Raw genomic sequence first — 17,172 nt, forward strand, 5'->3', positions numbered from 1 at the left:
GCTTTTAAACTGGCAGATAACGTTCTCTATCAGGCGGTGAAGGGGATAACGGAGGTGATAACAAAGCCCGGCCTTATAAACCTTGACTTTGCAGACGTTAAAACGGTTATGCACAGCGGCGGTTATGCCCTGATGGGAACCGGCGAGGCAGACGGAGAGGATAGAGCTCTAACTGCAGCCCGTAAGGCCATAGACAATCCCCTCCTTGAGAACGTTCAGGTTGAAGGAGCCAGCAGGATACTTGTAAACATCAGCGGTGGTTCAGACCTCACCCTTGACGAAGCCTATGCAGCTGCAGGCCTCATTAAGGAGAGAACGAAGAGGGATGATACAAACTTCTTCTTTGGCGTTACGTTAGATGAGGAGCTTGAGGGTTCAATTCAGGTAACTGTAATAGCCACCGGGTTTGACGAGAAGGGAAGGGCAACAGGTGGAACTATATGGAAGAGAGAAAGCTATGAGAAAGAGAGCCCTGAAGTTTCAGAGCTCCCCATAGACATAGAAAACATACTGAAAGACCTTGAAGAGGACTAAGGAACTATATCGGAGCTCCCTATCACCACCGCACCTGCTTGAAGGAGGTTCTTTATTGCCTCCTCCTCTGAATTCCTGTTAAGACCTTTAACTCCGTCTTTTAGCACAAAGACAGTATAGCCTAAGTTCAACGCCCCTAAACAGGTATTCTTAACGCAGAACTCTGTGGCGACACCGCAGACAAACACCCTTCTAACTCCCCTCTCCTTCAACAGGGAGTCAAGGACTGTTCCCTGAAATCCCGAGTAGGCCTCAAGCTCGGGTCTATCCCCCTTGTTTATTATGAAGGTATCGGGGGGGAGCTCCAAACCGTCGGCAAAATCAGCTCCCCTGCTCCACTGAACACAGTGAACCGGCCACCTTCCACCGTTAACATCAAAGGAGACGTGGTTTTCCGGATGCCAGTCCCTCGTAGCAAATAAGGGTAACCCTTTGGAGTAAAAGAGGTTACAGTACCTGTTGATGCTTGGAATTATCCTATCTGCTCCAGGAACGGGAAGCCTTCCGTTGGGCATAAAATCGTTCTGCATATCAACAACTATAAGGGCATCTCTACCGGTCAGAGATACCATTCTACTCCTCAACTAAAAGCTTAAATCCGTTTATAACCAGTTCCGTTGCAGCCTCTACCGGAACCTTTGACGTATTTAACTTCATGTGAAAGAGGTTTATCTCCCTGATATCTTCACCACATATATCCTTGTAGAACATTACCTCTTTTTCATCAATCTTCTTAAGCTCCTTCTCGGCCTCGTTAAGGCCTTTTCCAGTATTCTCAGCATAAGTTTTAACTCTATCAATGAAAGGAGCTTCAACTTTCAGGTGAAACGAGTTGGGATACTCCTGAAGGATGCAGGCAGCCCCATGACCAACAATAACAACGTCGTTTGAAACGGCAAAGGCCGTGACCGCCTTCACCAGTGCCTCTCTGAACTCCTCAAAGGTTATCTCTTTCTTCTTGGTTCCAAAAATTGCACCGAAATCTATCAGGTCTTTGTCAAGCTGAAAGAGGTCAAAGAGAGAGAGTTTTGACGGAACGTATTTAAACTCGTTGAAGTCCTCTACCTTCCACTCGGGGACTCCAAGCCTCCTTGCGACCTCCTGGAGAACTTCAGTAAAAACGAGTTTGTACCCCAACCTCTCTGCCACATTTTTGGCAACTTCAAGCCCCGTTGAGCCCAACTCGTAAGTCACGGTAATGACACCCATCTTCTCCTCCGTAAATCTCCTTTTGTAGTTGGGATTTGAGATTAAGTTTATCCTAATAGTATCTGCAAGTTCAAGGAAGAACTCCTCGTCTATGAAGTCGGGTAGATACTTGTTAAGCCGAACGAAAAACTCCTCTATCTTGGGGAGAGCATCTTCACAACACAGAGCTAAAGTCTCGTCCTCGTAGAGCATCTCAATTGCTTCTTGAATTCTGTCTTCCAACCTCTTCCTCTAATTTGATTTCAGGGAGCTCCGATAGTGAATTCAGCCTGAAGTGGTATAAGAAGGCCTCTGTTGTCCTGTAGAGTTTTGGTCTACCGGGCGTAGGAGCCCTCCCTGCCACTTCTATCAGTCCCTTTTCCATCAAAGACCTTATTGCACCGTCCGGGTTCTGTCCTCTTATTGCGGCTATCTCTTTTTTCGTTATAGGTTGGTTGTAGGCAATAATGGCAAGAACTTCAAGAAGGTGTCTGGATAGCTTAACTGGTCTGTCCTCTACAAACTTTTTGAGCTCCTGTGAAAGGTCTGGAGCAGTAAAAAAACGGTATCCACCTGAAACCTTTTTCAGGATAATCCCCCTGTCTCTGTAATCCCAGGAGAGCTCTTCAAGGAGCTTCCTCACCCTCTCAACCGGGAGTTCTAATTTTTCAGAGAGTTCTTCAGGTTTAACGGGCTCTTGAGATAGAAAGATGGCAGCCTCTAACAGCCTCTTTTCCCGCATATTACCTCTACTATTATCTCTGTGGCTTCCGGTTTTGAAAAGGAGAGGAAGTTCTCTTTTAACCTCTCTTTCTCAATTATACTAAAGAGAAGGGAATCAAGTATTTCAGCTGTTTCCAAAGGGGTAATCTCTTCCTGTTTACGGTAGAGGGCCGCCCCCATTTCGGAGAGGAATTGGGCGTTTTTGAGTTGATGGTCGTCTGCAGCGTAAGGGTAGGGGATAAAGAGGGTCGGTATTCCAAAGAGAGAAAGTTCTGATATCGCCAGAGCTCCCGCCCTTGAAACGGCACAATCGGCTACCGAATAGAGCTCCCACACTTTCCTGTAGAAGGTAAAGACTCTCGCTTCAATTCCCCTGCTCCTGTAAGCTTCTAAGAGCTTTTCTTCTTCCTTTGATTCCCCCGTTATGTGAATTACCTGAACTTCTCTGCTGAGGAATGGTGTCGCATCTATGAAGAGCCGGTTGAGAAAGAGAGCTCCCTGACTTCCCCCCATAACCAGAAGAGTCTTTTTGCTGTTGGATAGGCTTAGTTTTTTCAGGGTTTCTTCTCTGACAGTGCTCCTTTTTCTTGCTGCCTCTACCACCTCTCTGCGCAGGGGATTCCCCGTAAAGAGCTTTTTTCCCTCCATGAACTTCTCCGCTCTCGGAAATCCCAAGAACGAGCACTTAGAGAACTTTGAGAGGAACCTGTTTACCCTGCCTGGAACTGAGTTCTGCTCCTGAACGTAAACGGGAATCTTTTTGATGAATGAGGCTATTCCAGAAGGGAGTGAGGCATAACCTCCAAAAACAACTGCTCCGTCGGGTTGGAAGTTCTCTATTTCGTTGAGGAGTTTGATTGTTGACGTGAGGAACTTAAAGGAAGAGAGATATCCCTTGAGGCCTCGGCCAACAAATCCTGAAACGTTGAGCAGCAGGAATCTGTTGGAAGGGAAACCCAACTTTCTCTCTATGCCGTTTCCTGTTCCGACGTATAGGATTGAGTGGCCATCTTCTCTCAAGGCTTCTGCAACTGCGAGTGCCGGAAAGTAGTGGCCTCCCGTTCCTCCTCCGGCTATAAGGAATCTCAATAGGTATACCTCCCTTTACTCATCAGCCTGACCGTTACCTGAGACTCCGGTGGAAGGTGTCTTGCTATGCTCATAAGTATTCCCACTGCTATAAAAGAGGAGATGAGGGAGCTCCCTCCCAAGCTCATAAACGGTAGAGTTATTCCTGTTGTAGGTAAGAGCCCTATGTTTACTCCTATATGGACTGCTGCCTGGAGAAAGATGTAAAGAGTGAGTCCCAGGGCCATGTACTTCCCTACCTGCTCATCCGTTCTGTCGGCTATTGAAAGGCCTAAATATAGTATCAGCAGGAATATGAGGAGAACAGAGAGAGCTCCGACTGCTCCCACCTCTTCTGCTATGTGGGCAAACATAAAGTCGCTGAAGGCGAAGGTCAAGAACTGGAACTTAGAGAGGATGCCGTTTCCTATTCCCATTCCTGTGAGCCCGCCCTTTGCAAAGGCTACAAATGCTTGAACTAACTGATAACTGCTGTACTTACCTGCCGTCTGAATGTAGTTCTCCGGATGTAGTAGTATCTTGATCCTCATCAGTCTGTAGGGAGCTGTTATAACGGCAAGGGTGAAGAAGATTCCCCCGAAAGCCACCGGATAGGCTATATACTTAAGGTTTAGTCCTGTTATGAACAGTATGGCAAATACGGAGATTGTCAGTATCATGGCAGATCCTAAATCACCTTCTGCAAGTATGAGGAGATCAGGGATAAACAGACCGAAAGCCATAAAAGTTAAGAAAAAGCGCAGGCTCTTTGTTATGTCGTACCATTTGTATCTTATGTACGCTGAATCAAAAACAATGATTAGTACTTTTGCCAGTTCTGCCGGTTGAAATGAGAATCCCCCTATAATTATCCAGCTTTTTGAGTTGTTTATCTCCTTCCCGAAAATAAGAACAGCAATAAGGAGTAGTAGCGCAGTAAGATAAATTGCCCAGAGGAATCTCTTTGAGACGAAGTTTCTGTAGTCTACGTATTTGTAGATGAACAGTGCTGTTCCAACTCCCATAAGCAGGGCAACCGCCTGTTTTAGGGCGTAAGAGTAAGGAGGAGCTCCACACCTTAAGCACCAGAAGTAGCTTCCCGTGTACACGAATATGAGACCTAAGAGGGAGAGAATGAGGGAGCTCCCGAATATAGCCCATCCGTAGTATTCTCTAATCTTCAACCTTTTCCTCCAGCTCTCTCTTTAGTTTCAGTACAGCCTTTTTAAAAGCTTCTCCCCTCTCCTCAAAGTTCTTGAACATATCAAAGCTTGCACACCCCGGAGAGAGGAGAACTGTATCTCCTGGTTCAGAGAGTTCAAATGCCTTCTTCACCGCCTCTTCCATAGAGTTTGCCCTTAGAATAGTGGAAAGGCCTTTGAACGTTTCTGAGAGGAGCTCAGCAGTTTCTCCTATAAATACGGCTCCTTTTACCCGCTCTTTAAAGAGTTCTCTCAGTTTTCCAAAGTCAAGTCCCTTGTTGCTCCCGCCTGCTATCAGGATAACTTTTTCAAAGCTTTCAAGCGCTTTTCTGAGAGAATCCGGATTTGTTGACTTTGAGTCGTTTATGAATCTAACTCTTTTTATCGTCTCTACAAATTCGGTTCTGTGGGGAAGTCCCTTAAATGCTTTAAATCCTCTTATTATCTGGTCTTCTGTTAATCCCAAAAGGTTTAATACCGTTGCTGCTGCCATGTAGTTTTCAAGGTTGTGAACTCCTTTCAGGGGGAGCTCCGACAGGGGTATTTCCGTTTTCTTGTTGAGGTTAACCACTACCTTTTCTGAATCTACGTATGTGTCTGCTCTCTCTTTTCTGCTGAAAAAGATAATGTTGTCTCCTCTTAGGCTTTTGAGTTGCGGGTCGTCTCTGTTTAAAACGACGATGTCTGAGTGGTTGAGCAGTTTAAGTTTCGTTTCTGTGTACTCCTGGAAATCTCTGTATCTGTTCATATGGTCTGGCGTGATGTTTAGTACCACGGATATGTCTGATCTGTACGATTTAAGGTCTTCTATCTGGAACGACGAGAGCTCTATAACCGAAACTGTTTCTAGGGTTGTTTTGAGGGCGAATTCCGAAAATGGAGTTCCAAAGTTTCCGCCGATAAATGTTCTTTTGCCGTTGGTTTTGAGCGTGGTGTGGATCAGGGCTGTTGTCGTGCTCTTTCCGTTTGTTCCTGTGACTGAAACCGTTTTTCCCCGGGAGAAGCGAAAGGCGAGTTCAATTTCGCCGAGGGTGGGTATATTTTTTTCCCGTAATAATCGTAAAATTTTATGGTTAATAGAAAACCCAGGAGACTTAACAGAAAAATCAAACAGAGAAACATCAGGAACACCGTCCCCATCCTGGTAAAACTGATAGGAGAATCCCAGCGAATCTAAAAGACGCGCAGCCCCCCGGCCACTTACACCCTTACCCAGAATAAGAGCCTTCAAGTCCTGTTCCCTCCGGCAGTTTTCCTAAAGTATAATTTTCGTCATGCTGAAGGTAAAGACACTGAGCAACGGAGTTAGAGCCGTAGTAAAAGAGAGACCGGACCTTTCGTCGGCAACAGTATCCGTATGGGTAAAAGCCGGTGCCTCGTACGAAAGAGAAGATGAAAGAGGCATAGCCCACTTCCTTGAACACGTAATATTTAACGGAAGCGAGGGTTTCCCAGAAGGAGAGGCGGACAGGATTGTTGAAAGGTTAGGTGGAGAGTTAAACGCCGCAACGTCTTACGACTATACCTACTACTACGTTAACCTCCCTGCAGAAGAGTGGGAAGTTGCCCTATCTGTTCTCTCAGACCTTACTCTAAGACCGCTCATTGACCAAAAACACGTTGAGAAGGAAATCCCTATAGTTTTAGAGGAAATAGTTAGAAGTAAGGACAACCCCCACGAGGTTTTTACTGAAGAGTTCTTAAAACGGCTTTACAGGAGAGCTCCCTACAGGTTCCCAATTTTAGGGTTTGAAGAAACAGTCAAGAGCTTTACCTCTGAAAAAGTAAGGAGTTTCTACGAGAGGTTCTACACTCCAAAAAGGTTAACTGTTGTAGTTGAAGGAAATATCAAAGGAGAGAGCGTTCTGGAAAAAATTGAAGAGCTCTTTGGGAACCTGAGGAGAGAGGAGTATTACTTTACCCCAGAAACGGAGAATGAGCTATACTCAAACGGGAAGTTCACAATCAAACATCCAACAGTAGAGCTCCCCTACGTCCTATTAGGATGGAAACTGCCACCGGCAGGAAGGCACGACGTTTACTACGACATCCTTGATTCACTCCTATCACTGGGGCGGAGCTCCCTCCTATTCAGAGAACTGAGGGAGAAGGGAACTGTCTTCTCTGCTTCGTCAAACTATCAGAACTTGAAGTTTGGAGCCAACTTTACGGTAGGAGCTGTAACGGAAAAACCGGAAGAGGCAGCTGAAAAGATTTTAAAGCTGTGCAGGGAGCTCCCTTCAATCGCCGAGAAGGAGTTTGAAGTGGCAAAGAGAAAACTCTACAGAACGGAACTCTTTGGAAGAGAAGTAGGAGAGGCAGAAGCGGACAGTTTGGGTTTTGCCTCAACAGTTATGGAAGATATAGGTTACTCAACGGAGTTCCTTGAAGACTTAAAAAAAGCCGAACTACCCCAGTTTCTGAAAGCGGTAGAGTTCCTGAAAGAGGAGCCCCTATTCGGACTCCTCCTTCCTGAAACAGCGGTCTGAATCGGGGAGAATTCGGGCAGAGTATTTCATCTTCAGCTCAGCTATTTTTCTCTCTATAACCTGCTTAGCCCTCTTCTCTGAAAGCCTATTCTTTATAGTAGAGTAGACATCCCCCAAAAGTAGATAGCTTGAGGGTTTCCTGCTTTCAACAACTATTAAAAGGGTTCTTCCATCGGGCATGTTAAGGAGATTGTACTTCTTCTTAGAGGAGAAGACGAGCATAGAGACCGGGTTATTCCTATCGTCCGATAGGACAGTCCACTCCCGACCGGTTGAGAAAACAAAACCGGGCACAGCCTCTTTCAAAGACTTGTCAGATTCAAGAGCTTTAAGAGATTTCCTCGCTTCTTTTTCTGAAGGAAAAACAAAAATGAGAACCTTTGCAGAAGCCGGTGTTTTAAACTCCTCCCTGTGTTTCTTGTAGTAGTCTTTTATCTCCTTATCTGAAACTTTTACACTGTCTAGAACTTTCCTTTCAAAAGAGGAAACGGCAAGGTTTTCTTCAAAAGAGAGAAGCTGGTTCCTGAACTGGAACTCCTTATCAAGTCCTTCCTTTAGAGCATTCAGGTATAAAGCATAGGTTTCAAGAGCTCTCTTTAAGCTTAGGGGTGTAGCTCTTTCCCCAATAAGAGGCTTAACCTCCCCGTAGGTTATTTTCCTGTTCCCGTAAACGGCAACTACGTCGTTTGATGACTTAGGGTTGAGGTTAACAATTTTCAAACGGGACTTTACAGCTGAAATAATCCGTTCCCTCTCCCGAGACAGTTTCTGAGCCTCAAGGTTTATCTTTACAGAGCGACGGAGCCCCGGCGTAACCTTCTTTCCTCTATAGTACTTCTCTATCGTTTTCTCTATTTCAGCCTCAGTAACTTTAGGAGGTTTCATATGTTTCATAAGGTACAACGAAGCAAGGGTCTTTATCTTGAACCTCTCAACATGCTCCTTAATTTCCGGTTTTTTAAAAAAGCCCTTGTCAAGGTAATACTGAAGAATTAACTGCCTTTCCAGAATTTTTTTGAGGAGCTCCTCTTTCCCCTTAACACCGGGGTAGTACTTTTTCATAGCCCACTGGGGAATGGTTGACTCAACGTACTGAAAGTAAGAGTAGTCAACCGTTCTACCGTCAACCTTTAAAAGGGGAGTACTGGGAGTGCAGACGGCAGGGGCAGTTCCCGTAAGAAGGGCTGTAACAAAAAGGGCTAAAACAGGCTCTTTACACCTCATACTTCCTCCAAGTTTTAGATTCAAATTATTGTTTGATTTTATCAATTAATTTCTTTGTGAGAAACCTAATATAATCTGCCCCTTCAACGCACTTCAACCACTCTTCCGGAATTGACGAAATGCCGAGGTAACCTCCGACGAGAGCTCCCGTAATAAAGGCCACAGCATCCGTATCTCCCCCAAAATCTCCATAAGAGTTTACGGCCGTTAAAACAGCCTTCCTGTAGGATGTGGAGTTGGTAAGAGCTATGTAAAGGGCAAGTGAAAAAGCCTCGGGTGCAAAGCTTCCGTTACCTATAAGGAGAATAATCTCATCAAGGTCAACATCCTCTCTGCCGAGAGCTTGATAGAGAAGGTCTAAGTAAGAGCGAACCATCGGTGTTTGAGCAAACTCCCTGAGGATCTCAACAAAGCCCAAACGATCTTCCCTGGTAGAGAGAAGAACTCTTCCTCCCAAAACTTCAGAGACTGCAACGGCAAGAACCCCAGCTGTATCCACAAGGGCTTCATCGTCGTGAGTAACTGAAGCTATGTACCTTCCCTCAGAGTAGGCATCGTAACTGCTGTCCCATCTGAAAATACCTGCAGCAACAGCAGGAATAGCACCGTCTATGTCGCAGGCCTTAACCCTCGCCTCGTCCGGTTCAAGACCGGCAGCGTAAGAGAGAGCAGCGTTTACGTGAGAACCTGCGGGATACCTGTGGGATTTCTCATCCTTTACCCAATCTACCAGTTTCTCTATGTAGAGGTTTTCGTCAAAGTATCCTTTTGCAGCGTAAACTTCCAGTGCCATTAGGAAAATCTGAGACTCATGAGAGTACTGCCCCTTCTTCAAATGGGGGCAAACGGAGAGGGGAGAAGGCTCTCTGAAATTAAAGATTGGCCCACCGTAAGCTTTCCCAACTGTATCCCTATCCATCTCCTCAACCAGAGTTCCAAGGGCATCGCCAATAACGGCTCCAAAAACGGCACCTTCTACTTTTCCAACGAGCATAATTCCTCCCAAATTTTGCTGAGTTAAAGTCTCTATAATTGTATTTTCCAGTAGAGGAGAAAGTATGGAACCGGACAGGAAAATTGCTTTTGAAGCTGTTAAGATAATTAGAGAAAGGAAAAAGGAACTGCTCCTCTCAGCAGCCGTTCCAGGCCTTGGTCAGGTTTACGGGAAAAGATATCTGACGGGGCTCTCTATCTTTACCATTTTCACATTTCCTTTCTACTACTGGTATCTGTTAGGGTTTCCTCTGAACTACGGCTCTGTTACACTGGGCAGTGCTCAGGCGTTTCTGTACGCCATACAGCTGTTAGACGCTAAAAGAGGAGTAAAGAGAGAGACTTCTCCGTGTGAGGACTTCTGCCCTGCCGAAGTTAAGGTTCCATCGTTTATGGCCTGCTGTGAAGAAGGAAAGTTGGAAGAAGGGTTCGGGATTTTCTTCCTCTCATCACCTTTTCCATTTACTCTGGGGGAGCTCTGCCCTGCTTCCTGCGAAGAGAAGTGCGGAATCCTCCCTGAAAGACCTTTAAGGATAAGGGAAGTCCACAGAGAAATGGGCAGAATAGTCCTTGAGAAATTGGAAATAAAAGACAGAGAGCCCTTCTTTCCGTTAACAGATAAAAGGGTTGCAGTTATTGGGGGAGGATTGGCAGGAATAACGGCCGCCTACTACTTAGCATCTACAGGGGTTCAGGTTGACCTGTTTGAGAGGGAAAGAGAACTTGGAGGACTTATTAACTACATACCGGAATTCAAAGTCAATAAGGAGCTTGTTAGGAGAGAAATTGAGTACGCCCTCTCGTTTAAGAACATCAGAATTTTTAATGAGACAGAAGTTAAAAAGAAATTAGAGGGTTACGACTGGACTGTAGTTTCGGTAGGAGCTCAGTTGGAAAATAAATTAAACGAGATAGAAGGAGAGGAAAACGTTATTTACCCGTTGGAGTTTCTGAAGAACCCTCCAGATTTAAAGGGTAAAAGACTGGCAGTTATCGGAGCTGGAGACACAGCTTTAGATGTTGCAAGGTTAGGGGTTCGGTTAGGGGCTGAAGTTTCTGTTTTCTACAGAGGGAAGGCCGAATCTATAAGGGCTCGGAAGAAGGAACTCTCTGCTGCAGCTAAAGAGGGGGTAAAAATCTACACCAACTGTGCCGTTTTAGGAGCTGAAGGCGGGGAACTCCACCTCTCCTGTGGAAGGTACAAATACGACTACATCGTTCCAGCAGTAGGTTTTAAAGTTGATGAATCCCTGGTTAAAAAACTTGCTGGAGATAGAACCTCTATTACGGGAGATACTGCCACAGGAATGACAACATTCGTTGAGGCCTGCGGTAGGGCAAGGAAAACTGCTGCCCAAGTACTTAAGAAGTTAGGGCTCTCCGAAAGAGCCTGGTTCACAGTTGATATTTACAGGAAAAAACCTGAGAGAGTTTCCGGCAAGAACCTGTTTGTGGTTTCGGAGAGCTCCCTCTGTCAACACTGTGGAATAAAGGTGAGGAGTTAGTGAAACTTAACGGAGTTAGCAATATATTCTTAGGGTAAAGAACCTGAGAGAGGAAAAAATGGGAGAAAAGCTGGCACCGAGGCTTGAAGACTACCTTGAAACCATATACCTACTTGAAAAAGAGAATAAGGTAGCCCGGGTAAAAGAAATAGCAAAGGCAAGGAACGTTAAGATGCCCACCGTTACTGAAGTTCTAAAAAGACTTTCAGAAAAGGGATTTATAAAGTATGAGCCTTACGGTTACGTAATAACAACAGAGAAAGGAAAGAGCTACGCCGAAGAGCTCTACAGAAAACACAAAGTCCTTATTAAGTTCTTTGAAACTGTTTTAGGACTTTCACCGGAAAAGGCAGAGAAGGAAGGCTGTCTAATTGAACACCACCTATCTGAAGAAACAGTTAAGCGAATTGAGAAGCTAATGGAAATGCTGGAAAAGAAAAACATCAAGCCCTTTGAGGAGAAGAATGACTGAAGTCCACGAAATACTTGACGAAAGGTTGGTTGAAGACAGGGAGCTCCTTCCCATAGCAGAAAAGGTGACAGCCGGAAAGCGGCTAACGTTTGAAGATGGCGTAAAACTGTTTGAAACAGACGACCTTCTAACCCTTGGAAAACTGGCAGACTTTGCAAACAGAAAGAAGAACGGCCTGCTGGTCTACTTTACGGTAAACAGACACATAAACCTTACAAACTTGTGTGTAGGAACCTGCAAGTTCTGTGCCTTCAGGAAGGAGAGAGGAGAGGAAGAAGCCTACGAACTAACCGTTGAAGAGGCCGTTCGGAAGGCAAAAGAGGCAGGAAACGTATCTGAGATACACATAGTCAGCGGTCTTCATCCTGAGTGGAACTACCAAAAGTACCTTCAGTTTATAAGGGAGATAAAAGAGGCCGTTCCTGAAGCAAAAATACAGGCCTTTACCGCCGAGGAGATAGACCACCTGTGCAGAATTTCAGGAAAGAAAGTAGAAACGGTTTTAAAGGAATTGGTAGAAGCAGGGCTTGATGCCTTCCCCGGAGGAGGAGCGGAAGTTTTCAGTAAAAGAGTTAGGGAAAGGCTCTGTCCTCAGAAACTCTCTGCCGAAAGGTACCTTGAAATCCACAGGATAGCCCACTCTTACGGCCTCAAGACCAATGCTTCAATTCTCTACGGCCACATAGAAACCTTTGAAGAGAGAGTAGACCATTTGATAAGGTTGAGAGAGCTCCAGGACGAAACCGGAGGCTTCCAGGCCTTCATCTCCTTCGCCTACCAACCCAAAAACACAGAGCTTGGCGGGAACTTCACAACCGGATTTGACGACCTGAAGATGCTGGCCGTTTCAAGACTTATGTTAGATAACTTTCCACACATAAGGGCTTTCTGGATAACTTTAGGAGAGAAACTGGCACAGGTTTCACTCCACTTTGGAGTTGATGACTTAGACGGAACCGTTGTTGAGGAGACGATAACAAGGTCGGCGGGAGCTCCCGGCTCCTCCTACATGCCAAAAGAAAGGCTCATAAAACTGATAAAGGAAGCCGGAAGAACTCCCGTTGAAAGGGACACACACTACAACGTTCTGAGGGTTTACTGATGGAGTTTATCAGAGACAGAAGACTGATTCCCATAGCAGAAAAAGTGATAAACGGAGAGCGGCTCTCCTTTGAAGACGGACTTACCCTCTTTGAATCGGAAGATATCCACACGGTAGGCTACCTTGCAAACCTTGTAGCAGAGCGGAAAAACGGAAAGTTTGCCTACTTCAACGTAAACGTCCACATAACCCCAACGAACATCTGTGTGGGAACGTGTAAGTTCTGCGCCTTCAGAAAGAAGAAAGGAGAGGAAGGAGCCTACGAGCTAACTGTAGAGGAAATCCTGAGAAAGATAGAAAACTACAGAAGAGTAAACCCCGGACTTACAGAAGTCCACATAGTTGGTGGCCTTCACCCCGACTGGAGCTACCAAGACTACATAGATATAGTAAGACAGGTTAAACTGGCTTTCCCTGAGATCCACGTAAAAGCCTATACGGCAGAAGAGATAAAGTACATTTCTGAAAAGGGAAACAGGAGCGTTGAAGAAACGCTGAAAGACCTGATAGAGGCAGGGCTGGGCTCAATGCCAGGAGGCGGAGGAGAGATATTTTCAAGGGAAGTGAGAGAAAAGCTCTGCCCCGACAAGATAAGTGCAGAGGAGTACCTGTACATACACAAAACTGCCCACAGGTTGGGACTGAAGAGCAACGCAACTATGCTCTTTGGCCATATAGAGTCTTACGCCGACAGGGTAGACCATCTGATAAGGCTAAGGGAGGCTCAGGAAGAAACCGGTGGATTTCAAACCTTTATTCCGTTAGCCTTCCACCCGAAAAACACAGAGATACCCGGAGCAAACTACACAACAGGTTTTGACGAGCTGAAAACCATTGCCGTTTCAAGACTTATGCTTGATAACTTTCCCCACATAAAGGCCTACTGGATAATGTTGGGTGAGAAGGTGGCACAGATAGCCCTACAGTTCGGAGCAGACGACATAGACGGAACAGTTACAGAGGAAGACATTACTCAAGCGGCAGGAGCAAGGGCAGGTCAGTTTATCCCGAAAGAGAGGCTTATTAAACTGATAAAGGAAGCAGGGAAGATTCCCGTTGAAAGGGATACTCTCTACAACGTTCTCAAAATATATCAGGAGGTAGAACAGTGAGTGAAAACACCATTTTAGGGATAATCTGCACAGTTATAGCCATCCTTTTACCCCTCTCCTTCGCTATTCTTGCCTGGAAACACACCCTTGAGGAGAAGAAGAGAAAACCAGGAAATTAGACAATACCTTTCTTCACAAGGTAGCGGGCTATGTCGGCCCGCGAAATTATCCCAACAAGCCTCATTGACTCAAAATCTGAGACGACGGGAGCTCTACCAAAACCGCTGTTAACAAAAAGCTTCATTACTTCTAAAAGATCCCAGGTAGGCAGAACGCACATGGGTTTGCGGGTCATTATCTTCTCAACTTTTGTTACTGCCATCTTCTCAGGTTCCACTTTAAGAACATCCGAGGTTGTAACTATCCCTATAACCCTCTCCAAATCGTCAACTATGGGAATTCCAGCTATAAACTTCTCCGCCATTATCCTTTTGGCTTCAAGAACAGAAGCATCGGGTTTAAGGGTTATAACGTTTTTAGTCATAACGTCCTTAACCTTAGCAATTCTCAGTATGTAGGCTTTTAACTCGTCTCTGTGAATTGGAGAGTCAAGTCTGTTGAGAAGCTGATACTCAAAGAGGGTCCTATCATGCCCTGCAAGGTTGTGGGCTATAACAAGAGAGAGAAGGGCATAGGGAAGAATGTTGTAACCTTGAGTCATCTCTGCCACCAGAACAATTGTTGATAGAGGAGCACTGGCTGCCGCAGTAAAAACCGAAATCATGCCTACAACGGTCATCGTTCCAGTATCAAAAACGTTGCCTCCCAAAAGGTCGTTGAATAGAAGAGAAAGGGTAGCACCGGTTATTCCGCCTATAACAAGTGAAGGACCAAAAACACCACCGGAACCACCGGAAGCCAGGGTAAATGAGAAGGCCAGAATTACGAGGGGAATACTGAGAATTAAAAGCGGAAGTGAAATGTAGAGAAAAGTATTTTCCATAAAGAACTGAATCCAACCGTAGGAGTTCCCTATTGCCAGAGGAGTTATAAGCCCACACAGACCTGCCAGGAAACCGCCGATTGCAGGCTTAAGGATCGGATGAACGGGGAGCTCCCTGAAAAACTCCTTAACCCTGTAAAAGATAAAAACCGCCAGTTTTGCAACGAAGGCCGATGTGATCCCCAGAACTATGTAACCGGCTATCTCCTCGGATGAGAAGTGGGGAAATGGAATCTCTGTCTTAAACAGGGGTTTATAACCTACAAAGCTACCGGCAACTAAGTAAGCAACGATTGAAGCAACAAAACCGGGAATGAGGGCTTCAACTTCAAAGTCCTCTTTGTAGAAAACTTCAGCACTAAGAATTCCACCGGCAAAGGGAGCTCTAAAAACGGCACCGATCCCAGCTCCGAGTCCTGCTGCAAGAAGTAAGTTCTTCTCATTCTGAGTTAGCCTGAGAACTTCTCCCAACCAGCGACCCACACCTGCACCAATAAGGGCCATAGGCCCTTCCCTACCAGAAGCTCCACCTGAACCTATAGTTATGGCAGAAGCAACTAACTTAACAAAAGAACTCCTCAAACCAACGGGCAGTCCGTAGTGGAAGGCCTTTATTGCAGCATCTGTTCCCACACCGGCAGCTTCAGGGGCAAGCAGGTAAACCATAAACCCTACGATAAGTCCTCCTAGGGCAGTAACAAAAGGGATAAGAAATTTGTGGGAAATGAAGAAGGCGTAAGCGGAGCTCCCCCCCTCTCCGGCAGGTTTTGGGGGGTAGTATCCCACAATCTTCCCAAGGAAGAAAAAAGTACAGTGGTCTAAGGTGTAGAGAAAAGCAGCAGCTAAAAGGCCAGCAAGTATTCCAACAGGAACCGATAGGAATAACAGCTTCCTTATTTCATAGAGTTCTTTTATCATGATGGGAGTATGATAAAACATGAATCTCGGTTATTAAAAGGGAAATAAGGACTGATTGACTTAAAATTTCATTTGACATAATTTAATACAGGAAAAGAAAATCTGTGAGGAGGGAAGTAAATGGTAATCAGAAAAGAACACGCCCTTGCACTGCTGAGAGTAAGGGAAGAAGAGAAGAACAACGCCCCTACATGTCAGCTCTTTGTGAAGAGCGAGGAACCACCGTTTTTAGAGCTTGAGAGAATGAACCTTTTAAGATTAGTAAGGCCTTTAGAGTACTCCCTTACCTACTGGGGAAGGGTTCTTGCAAACCTCTTAGACGAAATGGTTGAGAAGAAACTCATTGAACACCCTTCTAAGTGGACTGAAGACTTTAGGTGGTTAGGTTCTGAAGTTATTATGATGATTGAAACCGCCATTGAAAACGATGACATTCCCGGTCCACTTACAGAGAAGGAACTTGAAAAGAGGGGATTCATTGAAGAGAGGAAGATAGAAAAGAAAGGAACAGTAAGGGCAATAAACCAATATGCAAAAGATATATACGAAATCTTTAAGAACGCCCATCCAAGGCTTATAGTAGACAGGGAACTCTGCCAGTACATAAAAGAGATGCCGGCAGGCCCTGCTGAATCTTCAATGCTTCCAGCAGGGGGAAGGTTCCCCATCCTTATGGGAGCAATGAGGCTCTTAGCGTTTTCTGTTCCAACTTCCGACATCTACGCCCTTACTCCCCTTGGAAGGGAGATAAAGGCGGCCTGTGAAACGATAGCGCCAACACTTGAAACTGTAATTTCTGAAGACATAATGGACTCACTTGAAAGAGCAGTGTACGAAGGCTTTGAGACTATAACTGATGAGGAGAAGGAAGTTCTATTTGAGCTTGCCCTCATTGACGACGAGGGGAATCCTCTCCCTGCAGGCGAACACCTCTTAGAGGCCTACAGGATCTGGAAAGAGAGGAGCTTTAAACCTGTTAAATCAATAAACGTTGAAATCTTAGATGCAGAACTCCTCAGAGGAATAGAGGAAGTATGGAAGCACCACGAAGAAGATCCATCCACTCTCCCAACAGTTGACGAGCTGGTCCACTACCTCTTCTACAAGCCACTTAAAGAGTACAAACACCTCTTAGAACATTACGGAAGGAGAATTTACCAGGATCTTGGATACCAGAAGAAAGAGGAGATTAAGAAGAAGTTTAGCGAAGTGAAAACCGTAGAAGAGCTCTTTAAGTCTTTCTACGAGAAAGGTAATCAGTGGTACGAAAAAATGTACGACATCGTTCAGGAATCCCTCTACACCCTTGAATCTTTCAACCTCATAAGGGCTGAAGAGAAAGAGGGCAAAAAGGTTCACTACTTGACAGACTTCGGTAAGAAAGTCCTTGAAGACATGAAGACCCGAGGCTTCAGAGAGATACCTGCAGTGGCCGTTAAGGCAATAACCATAACCAACAAGGAATTTGCCGCTCCAAACGTAGATTGGTACAACAGGGGAGTCAAAGCCCAGCTGATAGGCGGTGGAGAAGCCACAGAGGCTGGAAAGATGTACGCAGAAATGGCATACGAGATAAAGAGGCTTCCCCACATCACAAGGTTTGAACTTCAGGTACTCCATAAACTTCCCGAAAAGGGATTCTTCGTTAAAGACGTTTACAACCAGTTTGACGAAACGTGGCACGAAGAGATTGATTATG

General features: G+C 45.4%; 17 protein-coding genes. 8 read left to right on the forward strand and 9 right to left on the reverse strand.

The annotated features are described in order from the left end of the window. The coding region (locus tag F8H35_RS05650; RefSeq protein WP_472572566.1) for a cell division protein FtsZ at nucleotides 1-534 on the forward strand (534 nt) is incomplete at its 5' end. Here the strand turns inward: F8H35_RS05650 and F8H35_RS05655 are convergent. The 6 genes from F8H35_RS05655 to murD are packed head-to-tail and all read right to left on the reverse strand — an operon-like array spanning nucleotide 531 to nucleotide 5,946. Next, complete coding sequence (locus F8H35_RS05655; protein WP_472572567.1) at nucleotides 531-1,106, reverse strand: nicotinamidase; 576 nt, start codon at nucleotides 1,104-1,106, stop codon at nucleotides 531-533. The two genes, F8H35_RS05650 and F8H35_RS05655, sit on opposite strands and share 4 nt — an antisense overlap. A 1-nt stretch (nucleotide 1,107) precedes the next feature. Next, complete coding sequence (locus F8H35_RS05660; RefSeq protein WP_472572568.1) at nucleotides 1,108-1,965, reverse strand: cytidylate kinase-like family protein; 858 nt, start codon at nucleotides 1,963-1,965, stop codon at nucleotides 1,108-1,110. Then, a complete protein-coding gene (gene scpB, locus F8H35_RS05665) occupies nucleotides 1,937-2,464 on the reverse strand; it encodes an SMC-Scp complex subunit ScpB (RefSeq protein WP_472572569.1) in 528 nt (175 codons plus the stop codon). The genes F8H35_RS05660 and scpB overlap by 29 nt, the downstream gene beginning before the upstream one ends. Further along, nucleotides 2,443-3,534 carry an undecaprenyldiphospho-muramoylpentapeptide beta-N-acetylglucosaminyltransferase gene (gene murG / locus F8H35_RS05670; RefSeq protein WP_472572570.1) on the reverse strand — a complete coding sequence of 364 codons (1,092 nt, stop codon included), beginning with the start codon at nucleotides 3,532-3,534 and terminating at the stop codon, nucleotides 2,443-2,445. The genes scpB and murG overlap by 22 nt, the downstream gene beginning before the upstream one ends. After that, nucleotides 3,531-4,697 (reverse strand): FtsW/RodA/SpoVE family cell cycle protein, encoded by a 1,167-nt coding sequence (locus tag F8H35_RS05675; RefSeq protein WP_472572571.1) that lies wholly within the window; start codon nucleotides 4,695-4,697, stop codon nucleotides 3,531-3,533. The genes murG and F8H35_RS05675 overlap by 4 nt, the downstream gene beginning before the upstream one ends. Continuing rightward, the gene (gene murD, locus F8H35_RS05680; protein WP_472572572.1) at nucleotides 4,687-5,946 is read right to left on the reverse strand and encodes a UDP-N-acetylmuramoyl-L-alanine--D-glutamate ligase; all 1,260 of its coding nucleotides are present in this window, start codon (nucleotides 5,944-5,946) and stop codon (nucleotides 4,687-4,689) included. Before murD ends, F8H35_RS05675 begins: the two co-directional genes overlap by 11 nt. A gap of 43 nt (nucleotides 5,947-5,989) precedes the next feature. On the opposite strand from murD, the gene F8H35_RS05685 reads away from it, so the two are divergent. After that, the gene (locus F8H35_RS05685) at nucleotides 5,990-7,204 is read left to right on the forward strand and encodes a M16 family metallopeptidase (RefSeq protein WP_472572573.1); all 1,215 of its coding nucleotides are present in this window, start codon (nucleotides 5,990-5,992) and stop codon (nucleotides 7,202-7,204) included. Here F8H35_RS05685 and F8H35_RS05690 read toward each other — a convergent pair. After that, nucleotides 7,169-8,428: a peptidyl-prolyl cis-trans isomerase gene (locus F8H35_RS05690; protein WP_472572574.1), complete on the reverse strand. Its 1,260-nt coding sequence runs from the start codon at nucleotides 8,426-8,428 to the stop codon at nucleotides 7,169-7,171. The genes F8H35_RS05685 and F8H35_RS05690 overlap by 36 nt on opposite strands. Nucleotides 8,429-8,453: 25 nt before the next feature. After that, complete coding sequence (locus F8H35_RS05695; RefSeq protein WP_472572575.1) at nucleotides 8,454-9,422, reverse strand: ADP-ribosylglycohydrolase family protein; 969 nt, start codon at nucleotides 9,420-9,422, stop codon at nucleotides 8,454-8,456. Nucleotides 9,423-9,486: 64 nt separating this feature from the next. Here F8H35_RS05695 and F8H35_RS05700 point away from each other — a divergent pair, with 64 nt between their 5' ends. From F8H35_RS05700 to F8H35_RS05720, 5 genes are read left to right on the forward strand one after another with little or no spacing between them, the layout of a single operon-like run. Beyond that, entirely contained in the window at nucleotides 9,487-10,926 is a 1,440-nt protein-coding gene (locus tag F8H35_RS05700; RefSeq protein ID WP_472572576.1) for an FAD-dependent oxidoreductase, read from the forward strand. A 58-nt stretch (nucleotides 10,927-10,984) separates the two neighbouring features. Beyond that, nucleotides 10,985-11,398, forward strand: a complete 414-nt coding sequence (locus tag F8H35_RS05705) for a metal-dependent transcriptional regulator (RefSeq protein WP_472572577.1) — start codon at nucleotides 10,985-10,987, stop codon at nucleotides 11,396-11,398. After that, nucleotides 11,391-12,500 carry an aminofutalosine synthase MqnE gene (mqnE, locus tag F8H35_RS05710; protein WP_472572578.1) on the forward strand — a complete coding sequence of 370 codons (1,110 nt, stop codon included), beginning with the start codon at nucleotides 11,391-11,393 and terminating at the stop codon, nucleotides 12,498-12,500. The genes F8H35_RS05705 and mqnE (F8H35_RS05710) overlap by 8 nt, the downstream gene beginning before the upstream one ends. After that, a complete protein-coding gene (gene mqnE, locus F8H35_RS05715; protein ID WP_472572579.1) occupies nucleotides 12,500-13,612 on the forward strand; it encodes an aminofutalosine synthase MqnE in 1,113 nt (370 codons plus the stop codon). Before mqnE (F8H35_RS05710) ends, mqnE (F8H35_RS05715) begins: the two co-directional genes overlap by 1 nt. Continuing rightward, nucleotides 13,609-13,731, forward strand: a complete 123-nt coding sequence (locus F8H35_RS05720) for a hypothetical protein (RefSeq protein ID WP_472572580.1) — start codon at nucleotides 13,609-13,611, stop codon at nucleotides 13,729-13,731. Before mqnE (F8H35_RS05715) ends, F8H35_RS05720 begins: the two co-directional genes overlap by 4 nt. On the opposite strand, the gene F8H35_RS05725 is transcribed toward F8H35_RS05720, so the two are convergent. Next, nucleotides 13,728-15,473, reverse strand: coding sequence for a chloride channel protein (locus F8H35_RS05725; RefSeq protein WP_472572581.1), 1,746 nt, complete (start codon nucleotides 15,471-15,473; stop codon nucleotides 13,728-13,730). The genes F8H35_RS05720 and F8H35_RS05725 overlap by 4 nt on opposite strands. A 120-nt stretch (nucleotides 15,474-15,593) precedes the next feature. Here F8H35_RS05725 and F8H35_RS05730 point away from each other — a divergent pair. Continuing rightward, nucleotides 15,594-17,172 (forward strand): DUF505 domain-containing protein (locus tag F8H35_RS05730; RefSeq protein ID WP_472572582.1); only part of this gene is annotated, 1,579 nt, incomplete at its 3' end.

The organism is Thermovibrio sp. (assembly GCA_015488335.1).
In the GTDB taxonomy this organism is placed as follows: domain Bacteria; phylum Aquificota; class Aquificia; order Desulfurobacteriales; family Desulfurobacteriaceae; genus Balnearium.